General features: G+C 53.9%; 28 protein-coding genes. 16 read left to right on the top strand and 12 right to left on the bottom strand.

All coding sequences use genetic code 11. The annotated features are described in order from the left end of the window. The first annotated feature begins 49 nt into the window (after positions 1 to 49). Positions 50 to 760: a YnfC family lipoprotein gene (locus ACQ0PY_RS11510; protein WP_044258857.1), complete on the top strand. Its 711-nt coding sequence runs from the start codon at positions 50 to 52 to the stop codon at positions 758 to 760. Between the two features lie 16 nt (positions 761 to 776). Here ACQ0PY_RS11510 and speG read toward each other — a convergent pair whose 3' ends face one another. Both speG and ACQ0PY_RS11520 read right to left on the bottom strand, forming a co-directional pair. Then, the gene (gene speG, locus ACQ0PY_RS11515) at positions 777 to 1,337 is read right to left on the bottom strand and encodes a spermidine N1-acetyltransferase (protein WP_043000745.1); all 561 of its coding nucleotides are present in this window, start codon (positions 1,335 to 1,337) and stop codon (positions 777 to 779) included. Between the two features lie 33 nt (positions 1,338 to 1,370). Further along, positions 1,371 to 1,712: a DUF1283 family protein gene (locus ACQ0PY_RS11520; RefSeq protein WP_043000744.1), complete on the bottom strand. Its 342-nt coding sequence runs from the start codon at positions 1,710 to 1,712 to the stop codon at positions 1,371 to 1,373. A gap of 152 nt (positions 1,713 to 1,864) precedes the next feature. Between ACQ0PY_RS11520 and ACQ0PY_RS11525 the strand changes: the two genes are divergently transcribed. From ACQ0PY_RS11525 to ACQ0PY_RS11540, 4 genes are all read left to right on the top strand, one after another. Beyond that, positions 1,865 to 2,191 carry a YnfA family protein gene (locus tag ACQ0PY_RS11525; protein WP_044268057.1) on the top strand — a complete coding sequence of 109 codons (327 nt, stop codon included), beginning with the start codon at positions 1,865 to 1,867 and terminating at the stop codon, positions 2,189 to 2,191. Positions 2,192 to 2,461: 270 nt separating this feature from the next. After that, the gene (gene rspA / locus ACQ0PY_RS11530) at positions 2,462 to 3,676 is read left to right on the top strand and encodes a starvation-sensing protein RspA (protein WP_043000742.1); all 1,215 of its coding nucleotides are present in this window, start codon (positions 2,462 to 2,464) and stop codon (positions 3,674 to 3,676) included. A gap of 58 nt (positions 3,677 to 3,734) precedes the next feature. Beyond that, positions 3,735 to 5,072 (top strand): MFS transporter, encoded by a 1,338-nt coding sequence (locus tag ACQ0PY_RS11535; protein WP_043000741.1) that lies wholly within the window; start codon positions 3,735 to 3,737, stop codon positions 5,070 to 5,072. A 213-nt stretch (positions 5,073 to 5,285) separates the two neighbouring features. Further along, positions 5,286 to 6,752, top strand: a complete 1,467-nt coding sequence (locus tag ACQ0PY_RS11540) for a mannitol dehydrogenase family protein (protein WP_109740226.1) — start codon at positions 5,286 to 5,288, stop codon at positions 6,750 to 6,752. 49 nt (positions 6,753 to 6,801) lie between these two features. On the opposite strand, the gene ydfZ is transcribed toward ACQ0PY_RS11540, so the two are convergent. The 3 genes from ydfZ to ydfG form a co-directional block, all read right to left on the bottom strand. Then, entirely contained in the window at positions 6,802 to 7,005 is a 204-nt protein-coding gene (gene ydfZ / locus ACQ0PY_RS11545) for a putative selenium delivery protein YdfZ (protein ID WP_042319125.1), read from the bottom strand. Positions 7,006 to 7,188: 183 nt separating this feature from the next. Next, entirely contained in the window at positions 7,189 to 7,875 is a 687-nt protein-coding gene (locus tag ACQ0PY_RS11550; protein WP_043000739.1) for a GntR family transcriptional regulator, read from the bottom strand. Positions 7,876 to 7,961: 86 nt separating this feature from the next. After that, positions 7,962 to 8,708 carry a bifunctional NADP-dependent 3-hydroxy acid dehydrogenase/3-hydroxypropionate dehydrogenase YdfG gene (gene ydfG, locus ACQ0PY_RS11555; RefSeq protein ID WP_043000738.1) on the bottom strand — a complete coding sequence of 249 codons (747 nt, stop codon included), beginning with the start codon at positions 8,706 to 8,708 and terminating at the stop codon, positions 7,962 to 7,964. 138 nt (positions 8,709 to 8,846) lie between these two features. Between ydfG and dcp the strand changes: the two genes are divergently transcribed. After that, entirely contained in the window at positions 8,847 to 10,892 is a 2,046-nt protein-coding gene (gene dcp / locus ACQ0PY_RS11560) for a peptidyl-dipeptidase Dcp (RefSeq protein WP_109740227.1), read from the top strand. 124 nt (positions 10,893 to 11,016) lie between these two features. Beyond that, positions 11,017 to 12,183 (top strand): serine hydrolase domain-containing protein, encoded by a 1,167-nt coding sequence (locus ACQ0PY_RS11565; RefSeq protein ID WP_109740228.1) that lies wholly within the window; start codon positions 11,017 to 11,019, stop codon positions 12,181 to 12,183. 433 nt (positions 12,184 to 12,616) lie between these two features. On the opposite strand, the gene ACQ0PY_RS11570 is transcribed toward ACQ0PY_RS11565, so the two are convergent. The 3 genes from ACQ0PY_RS11570 to ftrA form a co-directional block, all read right to left on the bottom strand. Continuing rightward, the gene (locus tag ACQ0PY_RS11570; RefSeq protein WP_224267578.1) at positions 12,617 to 12,724 is read right to left on the bottom strand and encodes a hypothetical protein; all 108 of its coding nucleotides are present in this window, start codon (positions 12,722 to 12,724) and stop codon (positions 12,617 to 12,619) included. Further along, positions 12,724 to 12,819: a protein MgtS gene (mgtS, locus tag ACQ0PY_RS11575; RefSeq protein WP_000901367.1), complete on the bottom strand. Its 96-nt coding sequence runs from the start codon at positions 12,817 to 12,819 to the stop codon at positions 12,724 to 12,726. The genes ACQ0PY_RS11570 and mgtS overlap by 1 nt, the downstream gene beginning before the upstream one ends. 103 nt (positions 12,820 to 12,922) lie before the next feature. Then, positions 12,923 to 13,915 carry a transcriptional regulator FtrA gene (gene ftrA, locus ACQ0PY_RS11580; RefSeq protein WP_109740229.1) on the bottom strand — a complete coding sequence of 331 codons (993 nt, stop codon included), beginning with the start codon at positions 13,913 to 13,915 and terminating at the stop codon, positions 12,923 to 12,925. A 73-nt stretch (positions 13,916 to 13,988) separates the two neighbouring features. Between ftrA and ACQ0PY_RS11585 the strand changes: the two genes are divergently transcribed. The 7 genes from ACQ0PY_RS11585 (at position 13,989) to urtE (ending at position 21,462) form a co-directional block, all read left to right on the top strand. After that, positions 13,989 to 14,390, top strand: a complete 402-nt coding sequence (locus tag ACQ0PY_RS11585) for a rhodanese-like domain-containing protein (RefSeq protein WP_109740230.1) — start codon at positions 13,989 to 13,991, stop codon at positions 14,388 to 14,390. A gap of 151 nt (positions 14,391 to 14,541) precedes the next feature. Further along, entirely contained in the window at positions 14,542 to 15,645 is a 1,104-nt protein-coding gene (locus ACQ0PY_RS11590) for a cobalamin-independent methionine synthase II family protein (protein WP_109740231.1), read from the top strand. A 225-nt stretch (positions 15,646 to 15,870) separates the two neighbouring features. Then, positions 15,871 to 17,142: an urea ABC transporter substrate-binding protein gene (gene urtA / locus ACQ0PY_RS11595; protein ID WP_043000733.1), complete on the top strand. Its 1,272-nt coding sequence runs from the start codon at positions 15,871 to 15,873 to the stop codon at positions 17,140 to 17,142. A 167-nt stretch (positions 17,143 to 17,309) separates the two neighbouring features. Continuing rightward, positions 17,310 to 18,884: an urea ABC transporter permease subunit UrtB gene (gene urtB / locus ACQ0PY_RS11600; protein WP_109740232.1), complete on the top strand. Its 1,575-nt coding sequence runs from the start codon at positions 17,310 to 17,312 to the stop codon at positions 18,882 to 18,884. Next, positions 18,884 to 19,957 carry an urea ABC transporter permease subunit UrtC gene (gene urtC, locus ACQ0PY_RS11605; protein WP_044326677.1) on the top strand — a complete coding sequence of 358 codons (1,074 nt, stop codon included), beginning with the start codon at positions 18,884 to 18,886 and terminating at the stop codon, positions 19,955 to 19,957. Before urtB ends, urtC begins: the two co-directional genes overlap by 1 nt. Beyond that, complete coding sequence (gene urtD, locus ACQ0PY_RS11610) at positions 19,957 to 20,754, top strand: urea ABC transporter ATP-binding protein UrtD (protein WP_044268069.1); 798 nt, start codon at positions 19,957 to 19,959, stop codon at positions 20,752 to 20,754. Before urtC ends, urtD begins: the two co-directional genes overlap by 1 nt. Before the next feature lie 9 nt (positions 20,755 to 20,763). Then, positions 20,764 to 21,462 carry an urea ABC transporter ATP-binding subunit UrtE gene (gene urtE / locus ACQ0PY_RS11615; protein WP_043000729.1) on the top strand — a complete coding sequence of 233 codons (699 nt, stop codon included), beginning with the start codon at positions 20,764 to 20,766 and terminating at the stop codon, positions 21,460 to 21,462. A gap of 35 nt (positions 21,463 to 21,497) precedes the next feature. On the opposite strand, the gene ydeE is transcribed toward urtE, so the two are convergent. Further along, positions 21,498 to 22,685, bottom strand: a complete 1,188-nt coding sequence (gene ydeE, locus ACQ0PY_RS11620; protein ID WP_043000728.1) for an efflux MFS transporter YdeE — start codon at positions 22,683 to 22,685, stop codon at positions 21,498 to 21,500. Positions 22,686 to 22,881: 196 nt separating this feature from the next. Between ydeE and eamA the strand changes: the two genes are divergently transcribed. Both eamA and ACQ0PY_RS11630 read left to right on the top strand, forming a co-directional pair. Further along, positions 22,882 to 23,784: an O-acetylserine/cysteine exporter gene (gene eamA / locus ACQ0PY_RS11625; protein WP_043000727.1), complete on the top strand. Its 903-nt coding sequence runs from the start codon at positions 22,882 to 22,884 to the stop codon at positions 23,782 to 23,784. 273 nt (positions 23,785 to 24,057) lie between these two features. Beyond that, positions 24,058 to 24,411, top strand: a complete 354-nt coding sequence (locus ACQ0PY_RS11630; RefSeq protein WP_044258874.1) for a nuclear transport factor 2 family protein — start codon at positions 24,058 to 24,060, stop codon at positions 24,409 to 24,411. Between the two features lie 105 nt (positions 24,412 to 24,516). On the opposite strand, the gene marB is transcribed toward ACQ0PY_RS11630, so the two are convergent. The 3 genes from marB to marR are packed head-to-tail and all read right to left on the bottom strand — an operon-like array spanning position 24,517 to position 25,603. After that, complete coding sequence (gene marB, locus ACQ0PY_RS11635; protein ID WP_043000725.1) at positions 24,517 to 24,735, bottom strand: multiple antibiotic resistance protein MarB; 219 nt, start codon at positions 24,733 to 24,735, stop codon at positions 24,517 to 24,519. Positions 24,736 to 24,768: 33 nt separating this feature from the next. Then, on the bottom strand, positions 24,769 to 25,149 hold the full coding sequence (marA, locus tag ACQ0PY_RS11640) for an MDR efflux pump AcrAB transcriptional activator MarA (RefSeq protein ID WP_139155862.1): 381 nt from the start codon (positions 25,147 to 25,149) through the stop codon (positions 24,769 to 24,771). 19 nt (positions 25,150 to 25,168) lie between these two features. Further along, complete coding sequence (gene marR, locus ACQ0PY_RS11645; protein ID WP_043000723.1) at positions 25,169 to 25,603, bottom strand: multiple antibiotic resistance transcriptional regulator MarR; 435 nt, start codon at positions 25,601 to 25,603, stop codon at positions 25,169 to 25,171. Positions 25,604 to 25,690: the final 87 nt, after the last annotated feature.

Here is a 25,690-nt window from a genome sequence, read left to right on the forward strand (position 1 = left end):
CAGTCTTTGCTACTATGACTGAAGATCATCTTTTTCTCTTGGGGAACCTGTGAAAAAACAGATATTTCTTTTGTCGCTTGGTGTTGCGCTGGTGGGATGTGACAACAGCGCAACGCCGCTCTCCTTTACGCCGGAAATGGCCAGCTTTTCTAATGAATTTGACTTTGATCCCTTACGCGGGCCGGTAAAAGATTTCAGCCAGACGTTGCTTAATGAGAAGGGAGAAGTGACGAAGCGCGTCAACGGTACGTTGTCTGAAGAAGGTTGTTTTGACTCGCTTGAGTTGCACGATCTCGAAAACAATACCGCTGTAGCGCTGGTGCTGGACGCGAACTATTATCGCGATGCCGAGACGCTGGAGAAAAAGGTGCGTTTGCAGGGGAAATGTCAGTTGGCGGAACTGCCGTCAGCGGGCGTCGTCTGGGATACCGATGATAATGGTTTTGTCGTTGCGGCAACGGGAAAAGAGATGAAAGTCCAGTACCGCTATGATGCGGAAGGGTATCCGCTCGGCAAGACCACGATCAGCAAGGAGCAGACGTTATCCGTCAGCGCGAAACCCTCGACCGATCCGCGCAAGAAGCTGGATTACACGGCGGTGAGTCTGCTTAACGATCACCCTTTGGGGAACGTTAAACAGACCTGCGACTATGACCGTCATGCCAATCCCACCGACTGTACGCTGGTGATCGTTGATGAAAGCGTCAAACCCGCGGTCGAGCACAACTACACGATCAAAAATACCATCGATTACTATTGAGAGGACCGCGCAGCGGTTACTGCGCGGTAGGTTTTAGCATCGTCGATCCCGGCGAGCGATGCTCTGCCAGGTACTGATGCTGGAAGATACACATCCGGATCGTATTGCGGTATTCCCCGTTGATAAAGAATTCATGAATCAGCTCGCCTTCGACCATAAAGCCCAGCTTACGGTAGATGTGGATCGCCTTCTCGTTCTCTTTATCAACGATGAGGTACAGCTTATAGAGGTTAAGTACGGTAAATCCGTAGTCCATCGCCAGTTTAGCGGCCCGTGAGGCGAGACCTTTTCCCTGGTATTCCGGGGAAATAATGATCTGAAATTCAGCCCGACGGTGGACATGGTTAATTTCAACCAGTTCGACCAGGCCCGCTTTTTCGCCATCACATTCCACGACGAAACGGCGTTCGCTTTGATCGTGAATGTGCTTATCGTAGAGATCGGACAACTCGACGAACGCTTCGTAAGGCTCTTCAAACCAGTAGCGCATCACGCTGGCGTTGTTGTCGAGTTGATGGACAAAACGTAAATCTTCACGCTCCAGCGGGCGCAGCTTAACACTGAGGGCGCTTGTCATACCTAATCCTTAATGTCTTTTTAACGCGTTATATCAAGGGGCAATCACGCGACCGGTGCGACGATCCAGACAGCGCAGGGTGTTCGGTTCCCAGTACGCATTCAGGTTGGCGCTCTGTTCGCAGTTGTCGCGGTTATCAAAGGCGGCATCCGCTTTATCCCACTCTTTTTCCGCGCGTTTGTTCACTTTCTGACGCAGACTGCGCGTGTCATCCCACTGTTCTTTTTGCATGGCCGCCTGTTGACGGCTCAGGGCGCTATCGCCTGATTCAATCACCAGTCGGCTGGTCTCAGCCTGCGCGGTCGCGGTGTAGACGACAGCACCCAGCAGCAGCATTGCCGTCAGGCACAGGCGTTTGCGAAGCGTAATGTTCATGGCAAGTTCCTTTTATGAGCGACGCAAAAAGCATCATTTGCAGGCAAATTCTACACCATTCCTTGCGCAGGGCATACCCGCCGCAAGGTTATGGATAAGATCGGGGGATTATGGCGTATCATGCCTGAACCTCAGGTCAATGAACGATTCAGATGCTTAAAACCACGCTGCTTTTTTTTGCCACTGCGCTTTGCGAAATTATCGGCTGCTTTCTTCCCTGGCTCTGGCTGAAGCGGGGAGCCACCGTCTGGTTGTTGTTACCCGCAGGCGTTGCGCTGGCGCTTTTCGTCTGGATGCTGACGCTGCATCCTGCCGCCAGCGGTCGGGTGTATGCCGCATACGGTGGCGTTTATGTCTGTACCGCACTGATCTGGCTGCGCGTGGTCGATGGCGTCAAACTCAGCCTGTATGACTGGAGCGGGGCGCTGATCGCTTTGTGCGGAATGCTGATTATTGTAGCGGGATGGGGGCGCGGCTAAGCGTTCTCTGCGCAAGATGTGTCATGCTCTTGATGTATATGACATGTGTCATTTCTCGTAAATCCCTCTTTATTCTTATTTAAATTCAATGGATTAAGGTGTCTGCTGTTTCTCTGTTCAGGCATCCGCCAGACGTTTTCCCTGAAAAGCCTCCTTTTTATAGCCCGTGATTTTTGTGATCAAGATTGAAAAATAAACCGTTCATACTTGTATGGTAGTATATGTATTGCGTAGATTCTCACCATCACCACACAGAACCAGGAAGAAAAAATGAAGATTGTAGGGGCTGAGGTTTTTGTCACCTGTCCGGGACGTAACTTTGTCACACTGAAGATTACGACCGAGGACGGTATCACCGGTCTTGGAGACGCCACGCTGAATGGACGTGAGTTATCCGTCGCGTCTTACCTGAAAGATCATCTTTGCCCACAGTTGATCGGTCGTGATGCGCACCGCATCGAAGATATCTGGCAGTTCTTTTATAAAGGCGCGTACTGGCGTCGTGGCCCGGTGACCATGTCTGCTATCTCCGCCGTCGACATGGCGCTGTGGGATATCAAAGCGAAAGCCGCCAACATGCCGCTGTATCAACTGCTTGGCGGCGCATCACGCGAAGGGGTGATGGTTTATTGTCACACCACCGGTCACACCGTGGATGATGTGCTGGAAGACTATGCACGCCATAAAGAGATGGGCTTCAAAGCCATTCGCGTTCAGTGCGGCGTGCCAGGTATGAAAACCACCTACGGCATGGCAAAGGGAAAAGGGCAGGCCTATGAACCCGCCACGAAAGGACAGTGGCCGGAAGAGCAACTGTGGTCGACGGAAAAGTATCTTGATTTCACGCCGAAACTGTTCGAGGCGGTGCGCAATACGTTCGGCTTTAACGAGCATCTCCTTCACGACATGCACCACCGCCTGACGCCCATAGAAGCGGCGCGCTTTGGTAAAAGCATTGAAGATTATCGCCTTTTCTGGATGGAAGATCCGACGCCTGCCGAGAACCAGGAGTGCTTCCGATTGATCCGTCAGCACACGGTGACCCCGATTGCCGTCGGTGAAGTCTTCAACAGCATCTGGGACTGCAAGCAGCTTATTGAAGAACAGCTCATCGATTATATCCGCACCACGATCACCCATGCGGGCGGGATCACCGGCATGCGTCGCATCGCCGACTTCGCTTCGCTCTACCAGGTGCGTACCGGTTCACACGGCCCGTCCGATCTTTCTCCGGTTTGTATGGCCGCTGCGCTGCATTTTGACCTATGGGTACCGAACTTTGGCGTGCAGGAATACATGGGCTATTCCGAACAGATGCTGGAAGTCTTCCCGCACAACTGGACCTTTGACAACGGCTATATGCATCCGGGCGAGAAGCCGGGACTGGGTATCGAGTTCGATGAAAAACTGGCGGCGAAATATCCCTATGACCCCGCCTATCTGCCGGTTGCCCGGCTTGAAGATGGCACCTTGTGGAACTGGTAAGTTAACATTTATACGACACGGATGTTGTTCACCTCTGAACCAACGAAGGTAATTATTTATGGTTAGTTCCGTTGATATTAAAAATGATGTTGATAGCAAACCCGTAGTTCGTCGCGTCGCTTCTGCTTCAGCGATTGGTACAGCTGCTGAATACTATGACTTTTTTGCCTATGGCACTGCGGCAGTGCTGTTCTTTGGTCACCTGTTTTTCCCCAGTGACGATCCGTTAATCAGTACGCTGGCCGCATTTGCCACTTATGCGGTGGGCTTCCTGGCAAGGCCTTTGGGCGGAATTGTCTTTGGACATATCGGCGATAAAGTGGGGCGTAAAAAAGCGCTGGTTATCACGATACTGATTGTCGGGCTCGGGACATTCTGCATTGGCTTATTGCCAACGTACGAAAAAATCGGTGTCTGGGCACCCGTTCTGTTGATCTTCATTCGCGTACTCCAGGGGTTTGGTGTCGGGGGTGAACAGGCCGGGGCGGTCTTGATGACGGCAGAATATGCCGAACCTAAACGGCGCGGATTCTTTGCCAGTTGGGTACAAATTGGTGCGCCGGTCGGCTTTTTGTTACCGATGGCACTGTTTGCACTGCTCAATGCCACCTTATCTCCTGAAGCAATGATGGATTACGGCTGGCGTATTCCGTTCCTGCTTAGTCTGCTGCTGGTGATCGTTGGCCTGTTTATTCGCCTGAGAATCGATGAGTCTCCTGTCTTTGCGCAGATTCGTGAGACGAAAGCAGAAGAGTCCCGTCCACTCATTGAAGTCATCCGCGATTTTCCTGGCATTGTGGTAAAAGGCGTCTGCGCAAAACTGATTGAAGCCTGTACGTTTGCCATGTTCACGGTAATCGTCCTGGCGTACGGCAAAGCCAATAATCTGGATGCCAATATCTTAATGGAAACCATGATCATCGCGGTGGTGATCGAAGTGCTTGCCATACCCATGATGGGGGCGCTCTGTGACAAAATTGGTCGTAAGCCGGTGTATATCATGGGCGCGCTGATTCAGGTCATAATGATTATTCCGTTCTTCCTGGCCATTAATCAGGACAATTTCTGGCTGACGCAGCTGGTGATGATCATCGTCATTAGCTTTGGTCATAGCATGTGCTACGCACCGCAGGCATCGTTCTTCCCGGAGCTGTTCCCGACGCATATTCGCTGCAGCGGCATCGCTTTAATCTGGCAATTGGGTTCACTGATTGGCAGCGGGGTGCTGGGGCTGGTGGCAGTGAAGATTTTGCAGATGACCGGTGGGCATTACTACGGGTTAGCAAGCTATGTGATTGTTCTCGGCATCATTTCTGTTATCGGCTTGCTCATGATGCCTGAAACGGCGCCACAGCGACTCAAGCGTGAATACCAGGAGTGGCGCAAGCACGATTAAGAAGATTGTCACCTAATGGCTGCAGGGATGCAGCCATCACTCAGCCCAGGGATCCTGCCCTGGGCGTCAGGCTCAGCATCAGGAATTGCATCCTGTCACATAACTTTCAAATGATGTTATACCAATTGGAAAAAGATTAATTCAAATCAAAACATACAACCATACAGGCGTTACTCTGGAACCGTCCTGATTTCATTCAAAGTAGGTCATACAATGCAAAACAAGCTCTTAACGGCAAAAGCGACGCTTCCTGACTACGATCGCAACCGACTGATCCCGCGTATTGTTCATCTTGGTTTTGGTGCTTTCCACCGTGCGCACCAGGGCGTCTATACCGATATCCTGGCGGCGGAGCACAACAGCGACTGGGGATATTGCGAAGTGAACCTGATCGGCGGGGAACAGCAGATCGCCGATCTCAAACAGCAGGATAATCTCTATACCGTGGCGGAAATGTCTGCCGATGCCTGGACCGCGAGAGTCGTGGGGGTGGTGAAAAAGGCGCTGCATGCTCAGGTTGACGGGCTGGAGAGCGTGCTGGCGGCGATGTGTGAACCACAGGTTGCGATTGTTTCACTGACGATTACTGAGAAAGGGTATTGCCATTCCCCGGCGACAGGACAATTGATGCTGGATCACCCGATGATCGCAGCCGATCTGCAAAACCCACATCAGCCGAAATCTGCGCCGGGTGTGGTGGTTGAAGCGCTGGCGCGCCGTAAAGCGGCGGGCTTAGCCGCCTTCACCGTGATGTCCTGCGACAACATGCCGGAAAACGGTCACGTGATGCGTAACGTGGTCACCGCTTACGCGCGTGCCGTGGACGCCGAACTGGCCACATGGATCGAACAACACGTCACGTTCCCGTCGACGATGGTTGACCGCATTGTTCCGGCCGTCACCGCTGACACGCTGGATAAAATTGAAAACCTGACCGGCGTGCGCGATCCGGCCGGTGTGGCCTGCGAGCCATTCCGTCAGTGGGTGATTGAAGATAACTTTGTTGCCGGTCGTCCGCAGTGGGAAAAAGCCGGGGCAGAACTGGTCTCTGACGTGATCCCGTTTGAAGAGATGAAACTGCGGATGCTCAACGGCAGCCACTCATTCCTCGCGTATCTGGGCTATCTCGCCGGGTATCAGCATATCAACGACTGCATGGGTGATGAAAATTATCGGGTAGCTGCCCGCGCACTGATGCTCAACGAGCAGGCGCCCACGCTGAAAGTGCAGGGGGTGGATCTCACCCGCTATGCAGACCTGCTTATTGAACGCTACAGCAACCCGGCGCTGCGTCACCGTACCTGGCAGATTGCGATGGACGGTAGCCAGAAATTACCTCAGCGGATGCTCGATTCAGTACGCTGGCATCTGGCACATAACAGTCGTTTTGATTTGCTGGCGCTGGGCGTGGCGGGCTGGATGCGCTATGTCGGCGGCGTGGATGAGCAGGGAAATGCCATTGAAGTCAACGATCCGCTTCTGCCAGTGATCCAACAGGCGGTACAAAACAGTGCGGAAGGCGAAAGCCGTGTTGAAGCGCTGCTGGCTATTGAGGCAATCTTTGGTAACGAACTGCCGCAGGTCGCGTTATTCACGCAGGCCGTGAAAGACGCGTATCAGACGCTGCTGGCGGAAGGGGCGAAAGCCACCGTGGCAAAGTATGCAGCAAACGTGAAGTAAATGCCTCAGGACTGCCGGATAATCAAGGCATTATCCGGCACTCACACCATTAGTTCATGCCGAGACGAATCAGTTCTACCGGGGCAAATTTGCCTTCACAGCCTTCCACTTCGACTGTTTTTTCACGACGAATTTGCGCCGCATCCAGGCCTTCGGTCTCAATCGCTTTAATGCGACCGGTATGGCCGGTGCCACTGATCATCACACGGCTGCCTGTGGTGATTGCGTTACGGTTACGATCGTATGTCATCATGGTATTTTCTCCTTTCTAACTTACCGTCAAAGCCCGTGGGCTCAGGTCCCACGTAACGGGCGCTATATAAATACGCTTATCAGTCAGGATTTTTTTTGTTTTTGATCAATCTCACATCTTTTTTGATGTAGACATGCAGGGGGGAGGGAGAGACCTCATCTCACGAGAGATGAGGCAGGGGAATTACTCTTCGCTGAACCAATCGCTGTTTTCCTGGCGGATCAGCAGGACCGACTCGCCGATTTCTTGCAGATGTTGAGTCATGGCTTTCTCGACAGCATCGGCGTCATGCTTTTCCAGGGCTGAAAAAATATCGAGATGCTGGCGGAGCAACATTTCCGGTGGAGAGACGTGATCAAGACTCATATAACGCACACGGTCGATGGTGGCCTTGATATTTTCGATGGTGTCCCAGGCCAGCTGGCAGTCCGCAATGGTTGCCAGCTTCTGGTGAAAATTGTCATCCAGCTCGAAGAAATCATTCAGCTGTTTGCGCTCAATCGCAATCCGCTGCTGATTAAGATTCTGTTCAAGCTGATAGCACTGACTGTCGGTGATTTGGGCTGCGGCCCGCCGCGCCACCGCGCATTCGATAGCCTGACGGACAAAACAGCCGTTTCGCACCTGCGAGAGGGAGATCTTGTTGACGTAGCTGCCGCGCTGCGGACGGATCTGAATCAAGCCGTTTTCCGCGAGCTTAATAAACGCTTCACGCACCGGTTGGCGAGACACATCGAAGCGAACAGACACCTCTTTTTCGGACAGCGGCGTGCCTGGCGCAATGAGGCAGTGCACGATGTCACGGCGAAGAATGCGATAAATCTGCTGATTTACGGGCTGTGTAGGATTGAGTTGCGTTTCGACGGTCATTCGCTCTTACTTTTTAGAAAATTAACCCACAAATTCTACCACTTTTTTGTCGCGAGCTATACCCGGCCCGCGGGCCGGGAGGCAAATTAACCGCGATGAACGCTCAGTCCGGCAAAAGATTGCGTCACTGGCATCATTTCTACCGTATTGATGTTCACATGGGCAGGCAGGGTGGCGACCCACCAGACCGCTTCGGTCACATCTTCCGGCGTCAGAGCCGTAGTGTTCTCATAGGTTTTTCCCGCTTTATTGTCATCGCCTTTAAAGCGCACGTTAGAAAACTCGGTGCCGCCCACCAGACCCGGCTCGATATCCGTGACGCGAACGGCCGTGCCGTGCAGGTCGGTACGCAGGTTCAAACTGAACTGACGTACAAACGCCTTGGTCGCGCCATACACGTTGCCGCCAGCATAAGGCCAACTGCCTGCGGTAGAGCCGATGTTGATGATATGCCCACGGTTACGCTCGACCATGCCCGGCAGGACGGCGCGGGTCATGTAAATCAGCCCTTTGTTGTTGGTATCGATCATGGTTTCCCAGTCTTCCACGCTGGCTTTATGCGCAGGTTCCAGACCCAGCGCCAGCCCGGCGTTGTTGACCAGCAGGTCGATGTCACGCCACTCGGCAGGTAACGATGCCAGCATCTCTTCAATGGCTGCGCGGTTACGCACATCCAGTTGCGCGATCAGCACGTTATCACCCAGCGACTCTTTTAACTCTTGCAGGCGTTCCTGGCGACGGCCAGTGGCAATGACTTTATGCCCGTTCTCAACAAAACGACGTGTAATGCATTCACCAAAACCTGCGGTTGCTCCGGTTACTAAAACGATCATCTCACTGTTCCTCAACGCTTTTTACGTTTGACTACCATAGCATGTGATCCGCTCTCACGGGTAACCCTGGTTTTACAGGATTGCGGTCTTTTACCCTGAAGCCTACTCTATTGAACAAATCGTTTTCAGGAGTGAAAGATGTCGTTAACGAATCCGTTCTTTAGCCACAGCCTGTTACCGTATCAGGCGCCCCGTTTTGATTTGATTAAAACGGAACACTATCGTCCCGCCTTTGACGAAGGGATCAAGCAAAAGCGCGCGGACATCGCCGCCATAATTGCTAATAGCGCGGCCCCGGATTTTGCCAATACGGTTCTCGCCCTGGAGAAAAGTGGTGAGCTGTTAACCCGCGTCACCAGCGTCTTCTTCGCCATGACCGCGGCACATACGCATGATGAACTTCAGCGTCTCGATGAGGCGTTTTCTGCCGAGCTCGCGGAACTGGCGAATGATATCTGGTTGAACCGCGCGTTGTTTTCCCGCGTTGATTGCGTCTGGCAACAACGTGATGCGCTGGGGCTCGACGATGAATCCGTGCGTCTGATCGAGGTGACACACCAGCGTTTTGTTCTCGCCGGGGCCCAACTGAGCGATGCCGATAAAGCGCAACTCCGGGCGCTCAATACCGAAGCCGCGACGCTCACCAGCCAGTTTAACCAGCGCCTGCTGGCGGCGAATAAATCTGGCGGACTGGTAGTCGATTACGCCCATCAACTGGAGGGGCTCAGCGCGGAAGAGATCGCCAGCGCGCGACAGGCGGCGAGCGAAAAAGGGCTCGCCGAGGGATGGCTGATACCACTGCTGAATACCACGCAACAGCCGGCATTAAGTGCACTGCGCGATCGCCAGACCCGGGAGAATCTGTTTAACGCCGGGTGGCGTCGTGCCGAAAAAGGCGATGACAATGACACGCGTGCGCTGATTCAGCGGCTGGTAGCCCTGCGCGCCCGCCAGGCGCAACTGCTGGGGTTTGCCGATTATGCATCGTGGAAAATCGCCGATCAGATGGCAAAAACGCCGGAGGCCGCACTGGCCTTTATGCGCGCGATCGTCCCTGCTGCGCGCCAACGGGCGCTGAGTGAACTGACCGATATCCAACAGGTAATTGACGATGAACAGGGTGGGTTTACCGCGCAGGCCTGGGACTGGTCTTTTTATGCCGGGCAGGTGCGGCGTGCGAAATACGCGTTAGATGAATCACAGCTCAAACCGTATTTCGAACTGAATACCGTTCTGCACGAAGGGGGGTTCTGGACCGCCAACCAGCTGTTTGGCATCAAATTCATCGAGCGCTTTGATATTCCGGTCTACCATCCGGATGTGCGCGTCTGGGAAATCTTCGATCATAACGGTGTTGGGCTGGCGCTTTTTTACGGCGATTTCTTTGCCCGGGATTCGAAAAGCGGCGGTGCCTGGATGGGCAATTTCGTCGAGCAGTCGACGCTCAACGAAACCCAGCCGGTTATTTACAACGTCTGTAATTATCAGAAGCCCGCCTCAGGACAGCCCGCGCTGTTACTCTGGGATGATGTCATCACGTTGTTCCATGAGTTCGGCCATACCCTGCACGGACTGTTTGCATCACAGCGCTATGCGTCGCTGTCGGGAACCAATACGCCGCGTGATTTCGTCGAGTTTCCATCGCAAATCAATGAACACTGGGCGAGCCATCCGACGGTGTTTGACCGCTATGCCCGCCATGCGGTCACCGGCGAAAAAATGCCAGAGGCGTTACAGGACAAAATGCGTAAGGCCAGCCTGTTCAATAAGGGGTATGACATGAGCGAACTGCTTAGCGCCGCGCTGCTGGATATGGGCTGGCACCGTCTGTCTGTTGACGAACCCCCTCAGGACGTTGAAACATTTGAAAAACAACGGCTGGCGGCGGAGCAACTCGATCTTCCGGCGGTGCCGCCGCGCTATCGCAGCAGCTATTTTGCCCATATCTTTGGGGGCGGTTACGCGGCAGGCTACTATGCCTATCTGTGGACGCAAATGCTGGCGGATGACGGCTATCAGTGGTTTGTGGAGCAGGGCGGACTGACGCGTGATAACGGCCAGCGGTTCCGTGACGCGATTTTATCACGGGGCAACAGTGAAGATTTAGAACGCCTTTACCCGGCATGGCGGGGTAGTGAGCCACAGATCGAGCACATGCTCAAACATCGTGGCCTGGCGGGATAACACAATCGACACTTCATTATTAGCAACTTGATGTACAATGCGGGCTCCTTTTTCCGGAGTCCGTATTGTACATGCCTGTTTTCCTGCCTTTCTGCGCTGATATCCTTCAGGCGACTTTCTGCTCATGAAAGCGTCCGCGCCACTCCTTCTTTCTTCTGCTCTGCTGCTGACTGGTTGTAGCAACAGCACCTTATCGCAGTTGAATATGCCTGCCGAACAGAGTGCGCAGGCGGTGGTGGGGTACTATGCGCGCGGTATCGATCCGATGATCCACCAGTATATGCAGGAAAAGCAGGTGAGCGGAATGGTGGTTGCGGTCATTCAACATAACGGACCCGCTGAGTTCCACAGTTACGGTGTGACCGACAGCCGACATCAATATCCGATCACCCCGGACACGCTGTTTGCGCTGGGGTCGCTGAGTAAAGGGGTAACGGCCGAAATCACTACCGTGCTGGTGAATCAGGGCGTGCTGCACTGGAACGACACGCTGGCGCAGCTACTGCCAGCAGATACGCCGCTGAGCGATGACGCCAGAAAGATTACCCTGCTGCAACTGGCGACGCATACCTCCGGTCTGCCCAGACAGCCGATGGATCTGTTGACTCTGGAAAATCTCCTGCGCTATTTCAGTACGGGGGAGAATTTCTATACCCAACTGGATAACGATACGGTGCTGACTTCTCTTGCCGACTTCACCGCGCCCGAGGCACGCGTGCCGCACTATTCCAATATCGGTTACGCGCTGCTCGGTTTCATCGTGCAGCATCGTACCGGCGAGTCGATCCCGTCGCTGGCGAATCGTCTGATTTTCCAGCCATTACAGATGAACAACAGCAGTTTTGAGCCCATGACGCTCAACGCCTATCCGTATCGCGCATTAGGTCACGCGGGAGATCAGCCCAAGTTTATTCGACGCGGTGAACTGACGCCTGACTGGACGTTTAACCACAATATGGTCGGGGCGGCGAGTTTATACAGCAGTGCGCGCGATCTGGCGGGCTATGCGCGAGCGCATTTTGCCACGCAAGACAATGCCGGGCTTGCCCGTGCATTTGCGGACGTCGCCAGAACCCAGTTTTATCGTCAGAAAGAAGCCGCAAATATTGCATGGGTAACCGATACGTTAGCCGATCGTCAGATCACATATCAGGTCGGATATATTGGCGGTTATTCCAGTTATATTGGCTTTGATAAAAAGAACCAGAATGCGGTGGTGGTTCTGCAAAATAGTTTTAACTGGAGTAATTATCTGGGGCACACCATTCTCAGTCAGTTAGCGCCGCGGTAAATTAAACCGCTAGTTGACGTTTTCGCTGCCAATAATTCGTGGTGGGTTGCCGCCTTTACAAAACAGGCGGTTTATTGACATTAACCTGCACTCGATATGCTACATTCCCTTCAACAAATTGATTAATGGATTAAAGCAGTGACAACCGGAGGTAATATGCAGCTGTTCATGGGCAAGAAATTACAGAGAAAACGCTGGAATTCCCGTCCCGAAACGCAAGACTTACAGAATACACGCTCTGTTGAGCCGTGGTCTTCCCGTACTGCATCTTGCCAGAGTAAAAAAGAGTGGAAACGAGAAACGCCTCAATCTTAGCGCCTGCCGTTTAACATTCATTGAGAATCGGCGTGGTAAGGTGTAAGTGATCCATTGTCGCTGCCGGGAGTGGCGGGACGGTGGAAAAAGTAAAATACAAATCTATCCATGCAAGCATTCACCGTCGGTTATCCGGCGGTTTTTTTTGCCCGTCAGCCATAAAAAATGGCCCCTTGTGCAGTGATGCGACAAGGGGCCTTATCGGTTCAGGACTTTCTCCGTTCATTAGTCATCCCATTTGTGGCTGAAATACGCGGCCAGAAATCCAGAAAATAAAATAATTCCCAGAACGGCCATAAAAACGTTCATATTACCCAGCATGTTTGCCTCCATTTAATGAGTAGTGTGTTTCCTCGCTTACCTTAATTTGGTTGGTGAAAGAGATAATAGCAGCTTTAACCTAAACAAAAGCTGAATTAGGTGATTATTTAGCGATAAGCGTAAATTTCTTTCGATATTGTGAAGGAGACAGACAATACATGTGGCGAAAATGGTGGCGAAATAACGCGGCGCTGCCAAAACCAGTTTGTTCCGCGATCAATTCCACGCTGAGCGGTGAGTTTTCCAGGTAATCGCGCGCCCGTAATAAGCGTTCGTTGAGGATCCAGCGTGCAGGCGTGGTGCCGGTACAATCGGTAAAACGACGCAAAAACGTCCGCGGACTCATCCCGGCGCGTTTGGCCAGCGAGGCGGTATCGTGATTCACCGTCAGATTCTGATGCAGAAAATCAAACAACTGGCCCAGCGTCTGACTTTCACGCTGCCGGGCAACGGGGCGCAGAAGCTGCTGTGGCTGTGCGCCATCGCGATGGGGCTGCACTACCAGCCGTCGGGCAACGCTGTTGGCAACCTCAAGACCATAGTCCTCGCGGATCAGATAAAGACACAGATCGATCCCCGCTGCGCTGCCCGCCGAGGTCAGCAACAGTCCGGCATCATGGTAGAGAACGTCATCAAGCACCTCGATAGCCGGAAAACGCTGACGGAGCGTGTCCGTGTAGCGCCAGTGAGTGGTGGCCTTGCGCCCGTCCAGCAACCCTGTCGCTGCCAGTACAAACACGCCAGAACAGATCGACAACAGACGGCAACCTCGCGCCCACGCGGCACGCAGCGCGGTACACAAGGCTTCGGGTACCGGCGCGTCGCTGCCTCGCCAGCCGGGAACCACAACGATATCGGCCTCAGCCAACAGTTCCAGTCCCCCATCCACCATCAACCGCACGCCGCCGGTCGCGCGGAGTGGACCGGCATCGACCGACGCGACGGCAAAGCGATACCAGTCTGCGCCCAGTTCCGGGCGCGGCAGACCAAAGACTTCGACCGCTACGCCAAACTCGAAGGTGCACAGTCCGTCATAGGCGAGTACGACCACAAGCGGGCGCGGCGATTTTGGCAGAATCTTGGTGTTTTTTGGCATGGTCGAAGGCGGTACGTCAGCTCAGAGATGGTTAAATTATTGTAAACATAATCGTCACTGAGGAGAAAGTAGAATGAGTCATGTCACTGAGTTTCCCGCCGCCGCATCCACCGTTGCGGTCAACCATTTCCTGTCGCGTCTGAGTCTGGAAACCGATTGTGCCGACGTCCATGAGAGTATGCGCAAGGGGGAACCCGATTTCGTCTTACTCCACGTGGTGGGAAAACCGGAGGCGTTTGCACGTCGTCATCTTCCCGGGGCGATTCATCTGCCGCACGCCATGATGACCGCCGAACGGATGGCGCAGTGGCCTGCGGATACGCTGTTCGTGGTTTACTGCGCCGGACCTCACTGTAACGGTGCCGACCGGGCGGCATTAAAGCTCGCCAGACTGGGCATACCGGTAAAGGTCATGATTGGCGGCATCACCGGATGGGAAGATGAAGGGTTCGCGTTTTCCTGTCTTGCGGAGTGAAGATGAATTTTTTTCATTAGCCATGAATTTATCTCGTTTGCCTGTCCGACAAGGGTATGTCAATTTGGATGTATAGACATCCAGAAGTCTAAATGTTCAAATAAGAAACTATCACGTCAGGCAACCTTTGCCTGACGACGAAGGAGATCACATGCAAAGACAACAGGCCCCATTTCGCGCAGAAGTCGTAGGCAGCTTTTTACGTCCCGACGATATCAAAGTGGCTCGTCAGCAGTTTTCACGCGGCGAGTTAAGCGCACCGCAGCTGCGCGCCATTGAAGACGACGCCATTCGTCGTGTGGTCGAACAGCAGTGCGCCTGTGGTCTGCATGTAGTGACGGACGGCGAGTTCCGTCGCGCCTGGTGGCATTTTGATTTCTTCGATGGTTTGCAAGGGGTTGAACGTTATGACTCACTGCAGGGAATTCAGTTTAACGGCGTACAGACCAAAGCACATGGCGTTCGGGTCACGGGTAAACTGGCGTTCGGCGATCATCCGATGCTGGAAGATTTTCGCTATCTGAAGAGCATTAGCGGTAACGCCCAGCCGAAGATGACGATTCCCAGCCCCAGCGTGTTGCACTTTCGCGGCGGACGTAAAGATATCGATGCCACGGTCTATCCGGATCTGAAGGACTATTTTGACGATCTGGCGACCACCTGGCGCGATGCGATCCACGCTTTCTATGCTGCAGGTTGTCGCTATTTGCAACTGGATGACACGGTGTGGGCTTACCTCTGTTCCGATGCTCAGCGCCAGCAAATTCGCGAACGTGGTGACGACCCTGACGCGCTGGCGCGAATTTACGCCGATGTGATCAACCGGGCGCTGGCGGATAAACCTGCCGACATGACGGTGGGACTGCACGTATGCCGCGGCAACTTCCGTTCAACCTGGATCTCTGAAGGCGGCTATGAACCGGTTGCGGAGATCCTGTTCGGCAGCGTCAATGTCGATGCTTTCTTCCTGGAGTACGACAACGATCGCTCTGGCGATTTTGCGCCGCTGCGTTTTATCCGTCCTGGCCATCAGCAGGTGGTTCTGGGACTGGTGACGACGAAAAATGGTGAACTGGAAAACCCGGATGGCGTAAAAGCACGCCTGCAGGAAGCGGCACAATATGTCGACCACGCGCAAATTTGTCTCAGCCCGCAGTGCGGCTTTGCCTCAACGGAAGAGGGGAATTCGCTCACGGAAGCCCAGCAGTGGAACAAAATCAAACTTATCACCGAAATAGCTCAACAGGTCTGGTAAGTTGCCTCAATAATGCACACCGCGTTGCACATAAATAATGCAACGCGGGTACATTGTGGAGCATCCCCCGCGCGAAGCCTTGCAGGCCGCGCACGCCAACGCTTTTTCCTTTCTGCCTTCGTCCTGGCATCCTTTTTGCCTTATTCCTCCTGAACTCTTTTTTGCGCCGTGTTGTTTGTCGGTAGCACCAGAACTCACAGCATTTTTATTTTCAGGAGTGAAATTATGCAGCGTCGTACCTTACTCAAAGCGTTTGCCCTCTCGGCCTCGGTGGCTGCGATGGGACTCAGTTTTAGCGTTCAGGCCGCCGATACCATTAAAGTGGGCATTATGCACTCACTGTCCGGCACGATGGCGATCTCCGAAACACCGCTGAAAGATGTGGCCCTGATGACGATTGATGAGATCAACGCCAAAGGGGGCGTATTAGGCAAAAAGCTGGAACCGGTGGTGGTTGACCCGGCTTCGAACTGGCCGCTGTTCGCCGAGAAAGCCCGACAGCTGTTGAGCCAGGATAAGGTGGCGGTAGTGTTTGGCTGCTGGACCTCCGTGTCGCGTAAGTCAGTATTGCCGGTTTTTGAGGAGCTGAACGGCCTGCTGTTCTACCCTGTACAGTACGAAGGGGAAGAGATGTCGCCGAACGTCTTCTACACTGGCGCGGCACCCAACCAGCAGGCGATCCCGGCGGTTGAATACCTGCTGAGTGAGGATGGCGGGAGCGCCAAACGCTTCTTCCTGCTGGGCACCGACTATGTTTATCCGCGCACCACCAACAAGATCCTGCGTGCGTTCCTGCATTCGAAAGGGGTTGCGGATAAAGACATCGAAGAGGTCTACACCCCGTTTGGTCACAGTGATTACCAGACCATTGTCGCCAATATCAAAAAATTCTCCGCAGGTGGCAAAACGGCTGTCGTTTCAACCATCAACGGCGATTCCAACGTCCCGTTTTATAAAGAGCTGGCAAACCAGGGCCTGAAAGCCACCGATGTTCCGGTGGTCGCGTTCTCGGTGGGTGAAGAAGAACTGCGCGGGATTGATACCAAACCGCTGGTTGGCAACCTTGCCGCCTGGAACTACTTCGAATCGGTCGATAACGCCACCAACCAGAAATTTGTTGCCGATTATCGTGCGTACGCCAAAGCCCATAAGCTGCCAAATGCTGACACCGTGGTGACAAACGATCCGATGGAAGCCACGTACGTGGGTCTGCATATGTGGGCGCAGGCCGTCGAAAAAGCCGGGACGACAGATGTCGATAAAGTTCGGGCGGCAATGGCCGGACAGTCCTTCCCGGCACCGTCGGGCTTTACGCTGACGATGGATGCCACCAACCACCATCTGCATAAACCGGTGATGATTGGCGAGATTGAAGGCAATGGTCAGTTCAACGTCGTCTGGCAGACTGAAGAACCGGTTCGCGCCCAGCCGTGGAGCCCGTTCATTGCCGGTAATGACAAGAAATCAGAACAACCAGTGAAAACCGCCAGCAACTAAAATCAACCGCTTCGGCGGGGGCAGACGGCGACATGCCCGATGGCGCAAGCTTATCGGGCCTACACAGAGCAGGGTTAAGCAGATGTAGGCCGGATAAGGCGAAAGCGTCGCAAGGTTTGTCAACGTGCTTATCCCTCCCGCAGAGGGTGACTTCTGGAGATCTTGACATGAAAGCCATGGGCTTTATTCGCGGTTTGTTGCTGGCGTTCGGGCTTCTGCCAGGGTTCGTTCAGGCCAGCGATGCCGACGCGTTTGTCGCCGCCAGCCGTACCGTCCAGGCGCAACTGCTCGAACAGTGGGCGGCAACACCTGACCCTCAGCGTTTGCCGCTGCTGACGGCGCTGAGCCGGGAGGCGCTGCTCACCGACAGCACAAAACAGGCTTTCACCCGCGAGGGAACGCAGGTTGTGCCTCTGGGAACGGCCAGTAGCCCAACGGGAACGGTAAAACCCCTACGCCTGACCAACCGACTGCGCATTCTTGTTGCCGGCGCGCTGGCGACGCATCAACTCATTAGTGACAGTGTCACACAAAGGCTGGCGGCTACCCGTACGCTACAGCGCGACGCACAGCCGTCCATGCTGCCTTTTATCCAACAGCGCCTGGCACAGGAAACTGATGCGGAGGTGAAATCACGCCTGACCCGCGTTCTGGCTAACCTGCAACTGACCAGTCCATCGGCGGAGATTCGCCGTCAGGCGATCATACTGTTGGGCGACTCCAGCGATCCGGAAATGCAGGCACGCCTGCAACCGTTTACTGACAAAGCGCATGAACCGGATGCAAGCGTGCGCGCGGTGGCCAGTGACAGCCTGGCGCGTATCCAACAGCGAATGGCGATTGGCGATCTGCTTGGACAGGCGTTTATGGGGCTGTCGCTTGGATCGGTGCTGCTGCTGGCGGCGCTCGGTCTGGCGATCACCTACGGCCTGTTGGGAGTGATCAACATGGCGCACGGCGAAATGCTGATGCTCGGGGCTTACTGTACGTGGATGGTGCAACAGGCGATGGCGCAGTTTGTCCCACAGTGGCTGGCCTTTTATCCGCTGGTTGCCATGCCGGTTGCCTTTATGTTTACCGCAGGCGCGGGAATGATTCTGGAACGCGGGGTGATCCGCCATCTTTACGGACGTCCACTGGAAACTCTGCTGGCGACGTGGGGTATCAGCCTGATGCTGATCCAGCTTGTGCGGATGACCTTCGGGGCACAAAACCTGGAGGTGGCGAATCCGGCGTGGCTGTCGGGTGGCGTACAGGTTTACGCCAGTCTGGTGCTACCGTGGAACCGCATTGTGGTGCTGGGGTTCGCGCTGCTGGTGCTGTTCTTCACCTGGCTGCTGCTGAACAAAACGCGGCTGGGCATGCGGGTACGCGCCGTGACCCAGAACCGCAGTATGGCGGCCTGCTGCGGTGTTCCGACGGGGCGTGTGGATATGCTGGCCTTTGGTCTGGGTTCAGGTATTGCCGGACTTGGCGGCGTCGCCCTGTCGCAACTGGGTAACGTCGGTCCGGAACTGGGCCAGGGCTATATCATCGACTCCTTTCTGGTGGTGGTGCTGGGCGGCGTCGGCCAACTTGCCGGTAGCGTGGCGGCGGCGTTCGGTCTCGGCGTATTCAACAAAATCCTCGAACCGCAGATGGGTGCGGTACTCGGGAAGATTGTCATTCTGGTGTTGATCATTCTGTTTATCCAGAAGCGACCCCAGGGACTGTTTGCTCTGAAAGGGAGAGTCACCGAATAATGACCATGCCAATGACCTTAACACTGGCGCGTAAAGCGCCGCGTATCAGTCGGGTGCTGGCGGGGATTATCCTGCTGGCGCTGATGGTGCTGCCGTTTCTTGCCTTGCTGCCCGCCGATCATCCGCTGGCGATTTCCGTGTGGACATTGACGCTTGCCGGGAAAATTCTTTGCTATGCGGTGGTGGCGGTCGCCCTGGATCTGGTCTGGGGGTATGCCGGGATGCTGTCGCTGGGACACGGGCTTTTCTTTGCGCTTGGCGGTTACGCGATGGGGATGTATCTGATGCGCCAGGCCTCCGGTGAAGGGCTGCCCGCGTTTATGTCCTTTCTCTCCTGGAGCGAGTTGCCGTGGTTCTGGTGGGGAACCCAGCATTTTGCGTGGGCAATGGCGCTGGTGGTACTGGTGCCCGGCGGACTGGCGCTGATCTTTGGCTACTTCGCTTTCCGCTCGAAGATTAAAGGCGTCTACTTTTCGATCATGACGCAGGCGCTGACCTTCGCCGGTATGTTGCTGTTCTTTCGTAATGAGACCGGTTTTGGCGGCAACAACGGGTTTACCGGTTTTACCACGCTTCTGGGGCTGCCGGTCACTGCCACCACCACCCGTATCGGACTGTTTCTGGCGACGCTAGGGTTGCTGGTACTGGCATTGTGGCTGGGGTTTGCGCTGGCGCGCAGTAAGTTTGGCCGGATCCTCACCGCCGTGCGCGACGCGGAAAACCGGCTGATGTTTTGCGGCTATGACCCGAAAGGTTTCAAATTGCTGGTCTGGACGCTCTCTGCCGTGTTGTGCGGGTTGGCAGGCGCACTGTATGTGCCGCAGGTCGGGATCATTAACCCCAGCGAAATGTCGCCCACTAACTCTATCGAAGCCGCCATCTGGGTGGCGCTCGGCGGGCGTGGCTCGCTGATCGGCCCGGTCATTGGTGCGGTGATGGTAAACGGTGCCAAAAGCCTCTTCACCGTCATCATGCCGGAATACTGGCAGCTGTTTCTGGGGCTGATCTTCATCGGCGTCACGCTGTTTTTACCCCGTGGCGTGATTGGCCTGTTTCGTAAAGGAGACAAATAATGCAGCCGGATGAAGGCCTTTTTACCCGCCAGGTTCCCGGCGATCGCTATCGCCAGCAGACGGACCCGGTGCTGCAACTGGAAAACATCAACGTCAGCTTTGACGGTTTTCAGGCATTAACCAATCTCACGCTGAATATTGGCGTTGGCGAACTGCGTTGCGTCATTGGTCCTAACGGCGCGGGGAAAACCACGCTGATGGATGTGATTACCGGGAAGACGCGTCCGCAAAGCGGAAAGGCGCTGTATGACCAGTCAACCGATCTGACCGCGTTGGATCCGATCGCCATTGCCCGTCAGGGTATTGGCCGTAAGTTTCAAAAGCCGACGGTGTTCGAAGCGCTGACGGTGGCAGAAAACCTTGAGCTGGCGATGAAAAACGATAAATCGGTGTGGGCGTCACTGCGCGCAAAGCTAAACAGCGAACAGCGCGACCGCATCGATGAGATGCTTGGCTTGCTGCGCCTGCGGACCGAAAGAGGGCGTCGCGCCGGAATGTTGTCACACGGACAGAAGCAGTTTCTCGAGATTGGTATGCTGTTGGTGCAGGAGCCGCACCTGCTATTGCTGGATGAACCCGCCGCTGGCATGACCGATGCAGAGACGGAATATACTGCAGAACTGTTTCGTACGCTGGCGGGCAAACATTCGCTGATGGTAGTGGAGCATGATATGGGCTTTGTAGAAACCATCGCCGACCACGTCACGGTGCTCCATCAGGGAAGCGTACTGGCGGAAGGCAGTCTGCGTGAGGTGCAGGCCAACGAGCAGGTGATTGACGTCTATCTTGGGCGCTAAGGAGTACAGATGCTACAGGTAAATGAACTGAATCAATATTATGGTGGCAGCCATATTCTGCGCGGCGTCACCTTTGACGCCAGCCCTGGTGAAGTGACCTGTCTGCTGGGTCGCAACGGCGTCGGTAAAACTACCTTGCTGAAATGTCTGATGGGGCTGATACCGGCGCGTAGCGGAACGGTGACCTGGCAGGAAAAGAACATCACCCATCGCAAGCCGCATCAGCGGGTACAGGCGGGCATCGCGTATGTGCCGCAGGGCCGCGAAATTTTCCCGCGACTGACGGTGGAAGAAAACCTGTTGCTGGGGCTGTCGCGCTTTTCGTCACGCGAAGCGAAAGCGGTTCCGGAAGAGATCTACACACTATTCCCGGTACTGAAAGAGATGAAACAGCGGCGCGGCGGCGATCTCTCCGGTGGTCAACAGCAGCAACTGGCGATTGGCCGCGCGCTGGCGAGTCGTCCGCAGTTATTGATTCTCGATGAACCGACGGAGGGGATTCAGCCGTCGGTGATCAAAGAGATAGGACAGGTGATCGCTCAGCTCGCCCGGCGTGGCGATATGGCGATTCTGCTGGTTGAGCAGTTCTACGACTTTGCAGCGGAACTGGCGGATAACTATTTGCTGATGTCGCGCGGTAGCATTATTCAACGGGGACGCGGCGAAAATATGGAATCGGAAGGGGTACGCGGTTTAGTGGCTATCTGACAGACGTGCAGGCCCTGGACCTGCACGACATCAGCTCAACACAACGCCGGTTGGCCCCAGGGTCTGACACGCATGCCTTTAAGCATCAGCGCCCACGCGACAATAATCGCCACCATCAGGACGATAAACAGCGTCCAGGCGGGGAAAGAGGTCAGAATGACGCCGCTGGCCAACGGGTTAAACGCCGCACCCAACCAACCCAGCGACTGCGCGGAGAAATAACTGGCCTTCATACCCGGTGGGGCGATGTTATCGATCAACATGTATTCACCTGGTGCGTAGATCACTTCGCCAAGCGTAAAGATCGCGGCGGATACGCCCCAGAGCAGCAGGCTGTTGCCGGAGATCATGAATCCGCCGAGACCAATGACAAAACAGACGGTGCCAAAGCCCATCAGCGGACGAATGTTAGCCGGCGTCAGTCTGCGCCCCACGGCATACTGCAAGCTGACGACCACCGCGGCGTTGACGGGCAACACCACCGCCACGACTTTCTCAGCGAAATTGCCATCGGCGACGACCATCACGTACTGAGAGAGACAGGACGCAAACGCACCGGAAACAAACGAGGCCAGAAACGCCGACAGCGTAAACCAGAACAGTGCTTTATCATGCAGCAGTACCGCAGGCGACCAGGCGACGCTGTTTTCGCTATTAACGGCGGCGGCAGAACGCTTGACCAGAAACTGGATAAACACCAGCGGAAAGGCGGAGCAGAAGGCGGCGAGCCAGAAGGGTAAGTTGATGCTCTGCATCACCAGCAGCGTGCCGAGCGGCGGGCCAACGGTCCAGCCGATATTCAGTACCGTATAGTTGAGCGAAAAGATTTTTGCCTTCGCGCCGGGCGAAAGATGGTCGGCAAACCAGGCTTTCAGCACGGTGGCAAACACCGAATAAGCGCAGTTGATCAGGGCAAAAAGCAGCACCACCAGCATCACGCTATCAACCAACGGAATGGCGATAAAGCCAAAGGCAAAGGCGGAAATCGCCAGAAGCATGTAGCGTTTCTTGTCGAATTTGTCCGCCAGAATGCCAAAGCCAAGGCTAAAGACCACGCCGATGGTCAACGCAATGGTCATGGCATAGCCGATCAGATCCACGCTCAGGTCGTACTGGCGACTCAGATAAATGGTCATGAAGGGCAGCGTTGCGCCACGACCGATCGTCAGTAACAGTGAGGAGGCGAGTAAAGCAAGGGTGGATCGTCTCAGCGTTTTGTTCATTTCTCTGCCCGACAGTGCGTTTCGTTATATTTGTTTTAGATATGTAAAGAAATAACACGGCAAAAGTGTGATGTATAGCGGATAAATTGTTCTATTGTGCACTGCTATCCCTACCAGAATTAATGATCTGTTGCGGGCTACTCATTTCCGTTACTTTAACTTGTTTACAAAAATTTAAACTTCGCGGAGCGGTGGTATGACGCGCAAAGACGGGCTGTTGGCATTACTGGTGGTGGTGGTTTGGGGGCTGAACTTTGTTGTCATTAAGGTGGGGCTGCATGCAATGCCACCGCTGATGCTGGCGGGGTTGCGCTTTTTGCTGGTGGCGTTTCCGGCGATATTTTTTGTTGCGCGTCCGCGTATTCCGCTGTCGCTGCTGCTCGGTTACGGCCTGACAATCAGCTTCGGTCAGTTTGCCTTTCTGTTTTGCGCGATCAAGTTTGGCATGCCAGCTGGACTGGCGTCGCTGGTATTGCAGGCTCAGGCCTTTTTCACCATCGTGCTGGGCGCATTTGCCTTTGGCGAACGTTTGCAGGGCAAACAAATTGCCGGAATTGCGCTCGCAATTTTTGGTGTGCTGGTGCTGATTGAAGGCAGCCTCAACGGACAGCATGTCGGGATGCTCGGCTTTATGCTGACGCTGGCGGCGGCATTTAGCTGGGCCTGCGGCAATATCTTCAATAAAAAAATAATGGGGCATGCCTCGCGCCCGCCGGTAATGTCGCTGGTGGTCTGGAGTGCACTGATTCCGATACTGCCGTTCTTTGCAGCATCGCTGTTGCTCGACGGCGCGACGCAAATCGTTGAAAGCCTGATTGCCATCGATCTGACCACGATCTTATCGCTGGTCTATCTGGCCTTTGTTGCCACGATAGTCGGCTACGGGATCTGGGGGACGCTGCTCGGGCGTTATGAAACCTGGCGTGTTGCGCCGCTCTCCCTGCTGGTGCCGGTGGTGGGACTGGCCAGCGCGGCGCTGCTGCTCGACGAAACGCTGAGCGCATTACAGCTGTTTGGCGCGGTGCTGATCATGGCCGGTCTGTACATCAACGTGTTTGGTTTTCGCTGGCGCAGAACGGCGCAGGTGAGGGGATCGTAGAGCGGAAAAAGCAAATAGCGCAGGGATTGCCTGATGTCGCTGCGCTTATCAGGCCTGGCAGGTAGAAACTGACGTTAATATTATCACAATCATCCATTGTTATTTAATACTTAGAAATGAATTTAAAAATAGTAACAGATATTTTAATAGAGCAGCCATGCACAGGCTGCTCTATTTTTAAGTGATGGCTATATTTTAAATAAATGTTGAACTTGATAATTTTTTGATGATATGTTACGACGAGGAAATGTTCACAGGTTGGAGGTAAATTATATGACGCCAAAAGAGATACTTTGCCAATGGGTTGACGCATTTAATAATGCTGATATAGAAACTATTTCAGAATTATATGATGAGAATGCAATAAATCATCAGGTTGCCAATGAGCCAGTTATTGGTAAAGAGGCGATAAAGAAAATGTTTGAGCAAGATTTTTCTTACACGGATATGGTTTGTATCGTTGAAAACATTTTCGAAGATGGACAATGGGCAATTTTAGAGTGGCGTGACCCATTAGGTCTGAGAGGTTGCGGTTTTTTCCAAATAGTAAATAATAAAATTTTATTTCAAAGAGGCTACTGGGATAAGCTAACTTTCTTGAAGCAGCATAATTTGCCTATTGAATAAAATGAATACGTAAAAGAAGAGCGAAAACGGCGCTGCGGGAAATTTTAAGAATATAAAGATCAGGGGGATAAAAAAAGCCCCGCTTTTCAGCAGGGCGAAAACGAATCACAGGCTGTGCCGGTTGTAATAGGGCACGCCCAGTTCGTCGGACTTGTCACTTCCCGCGCCCATGTGATTAAAATCAAACGGCGACTGTTCCTGCGAAGTGGGGACAATCATCGTGTCACGACTGTTTGTCGTGGTGGGCTGCGCGGATTGCTCCGCAACGCTCTGACCTGAGACAACAAGCAGCAGGGCCAGCATTGCAGAAGACAACAGTTTCATGATTTCCTCGATTACGTCGTTTACAGGCGATGGTTAGTTACAATGGTTCAGCGGTAGCAAATACCGCGATTCGCCGCGCATATTGGTAATACGGTATTTATGCGGCGGAACGTCGAAATAGTTTTTGAATGTCCGGGTCAGCGTCTGCTGCGACTCGAAACCGTAACGTTCTGCCAGATATAAAATCGGCTCGTTACTCTCTTTTAATTTCTGCGCTATTTCGGTCATTTTACGGCTGCGGATGTACTGGCCTAATGAATGGCCGGTCTCTTTTTTGAACATCCGCTGCAGGTGCCATTTGGAGTAACCTGAACGCTCAGACACTTTTTCCAGTGAGAGCGGCGATTCCAGGTTATCTTCGATCCAGTCCAAAATGCTATGAATGGTGATAGCGTCAGTATTGCGTCTGGACATCGTCATACCTCTTCTTGTTTTACGGCAGTACTTTCTTAAGCAAATGCTCAAGTGTTGCCACTTCGTCCGCCGTTAAGTTTTTTGTTAATTCCTGGTGCAGGTCTTGTCCTACTAATTGATGACATTGCTCACAAATTGCCGCGCCGTGTTCGGTGAGTTTCACCAGCACACCGCGTTTGTCATGTGGGTTAGGCAGTCTGTCAATCCAGCCTTTGCAGACCAGACGCTCGAGCATGCGCGTTAAGGCGCCGAGATCGACAGACAACACTTTTTTCAGTTCAACCGGGGTAATGCAGCCCGCACAGCGGATAGAGCAGAGCACCTTAAACTGTGCTGCCGTGATATCCAGCGGCGAGAGATAGTCGTTCAACAGACGATCTTTCTTCTGATTGACCATGTGGATCAAGCGCCCCAGTGGGATGATTTCATTGAATAAGTCACTGGTGCTTTTCACAATGGTTGCCCTGGCAAGTATTTAGTTACGGCAGATAATATTGCCCAGGCAACTATAAGTCAAACGAATGGATTTACCGATCACACG

This window comes from Citrobacter sp. LST-B2 (genome assembly GCF_057983045.1).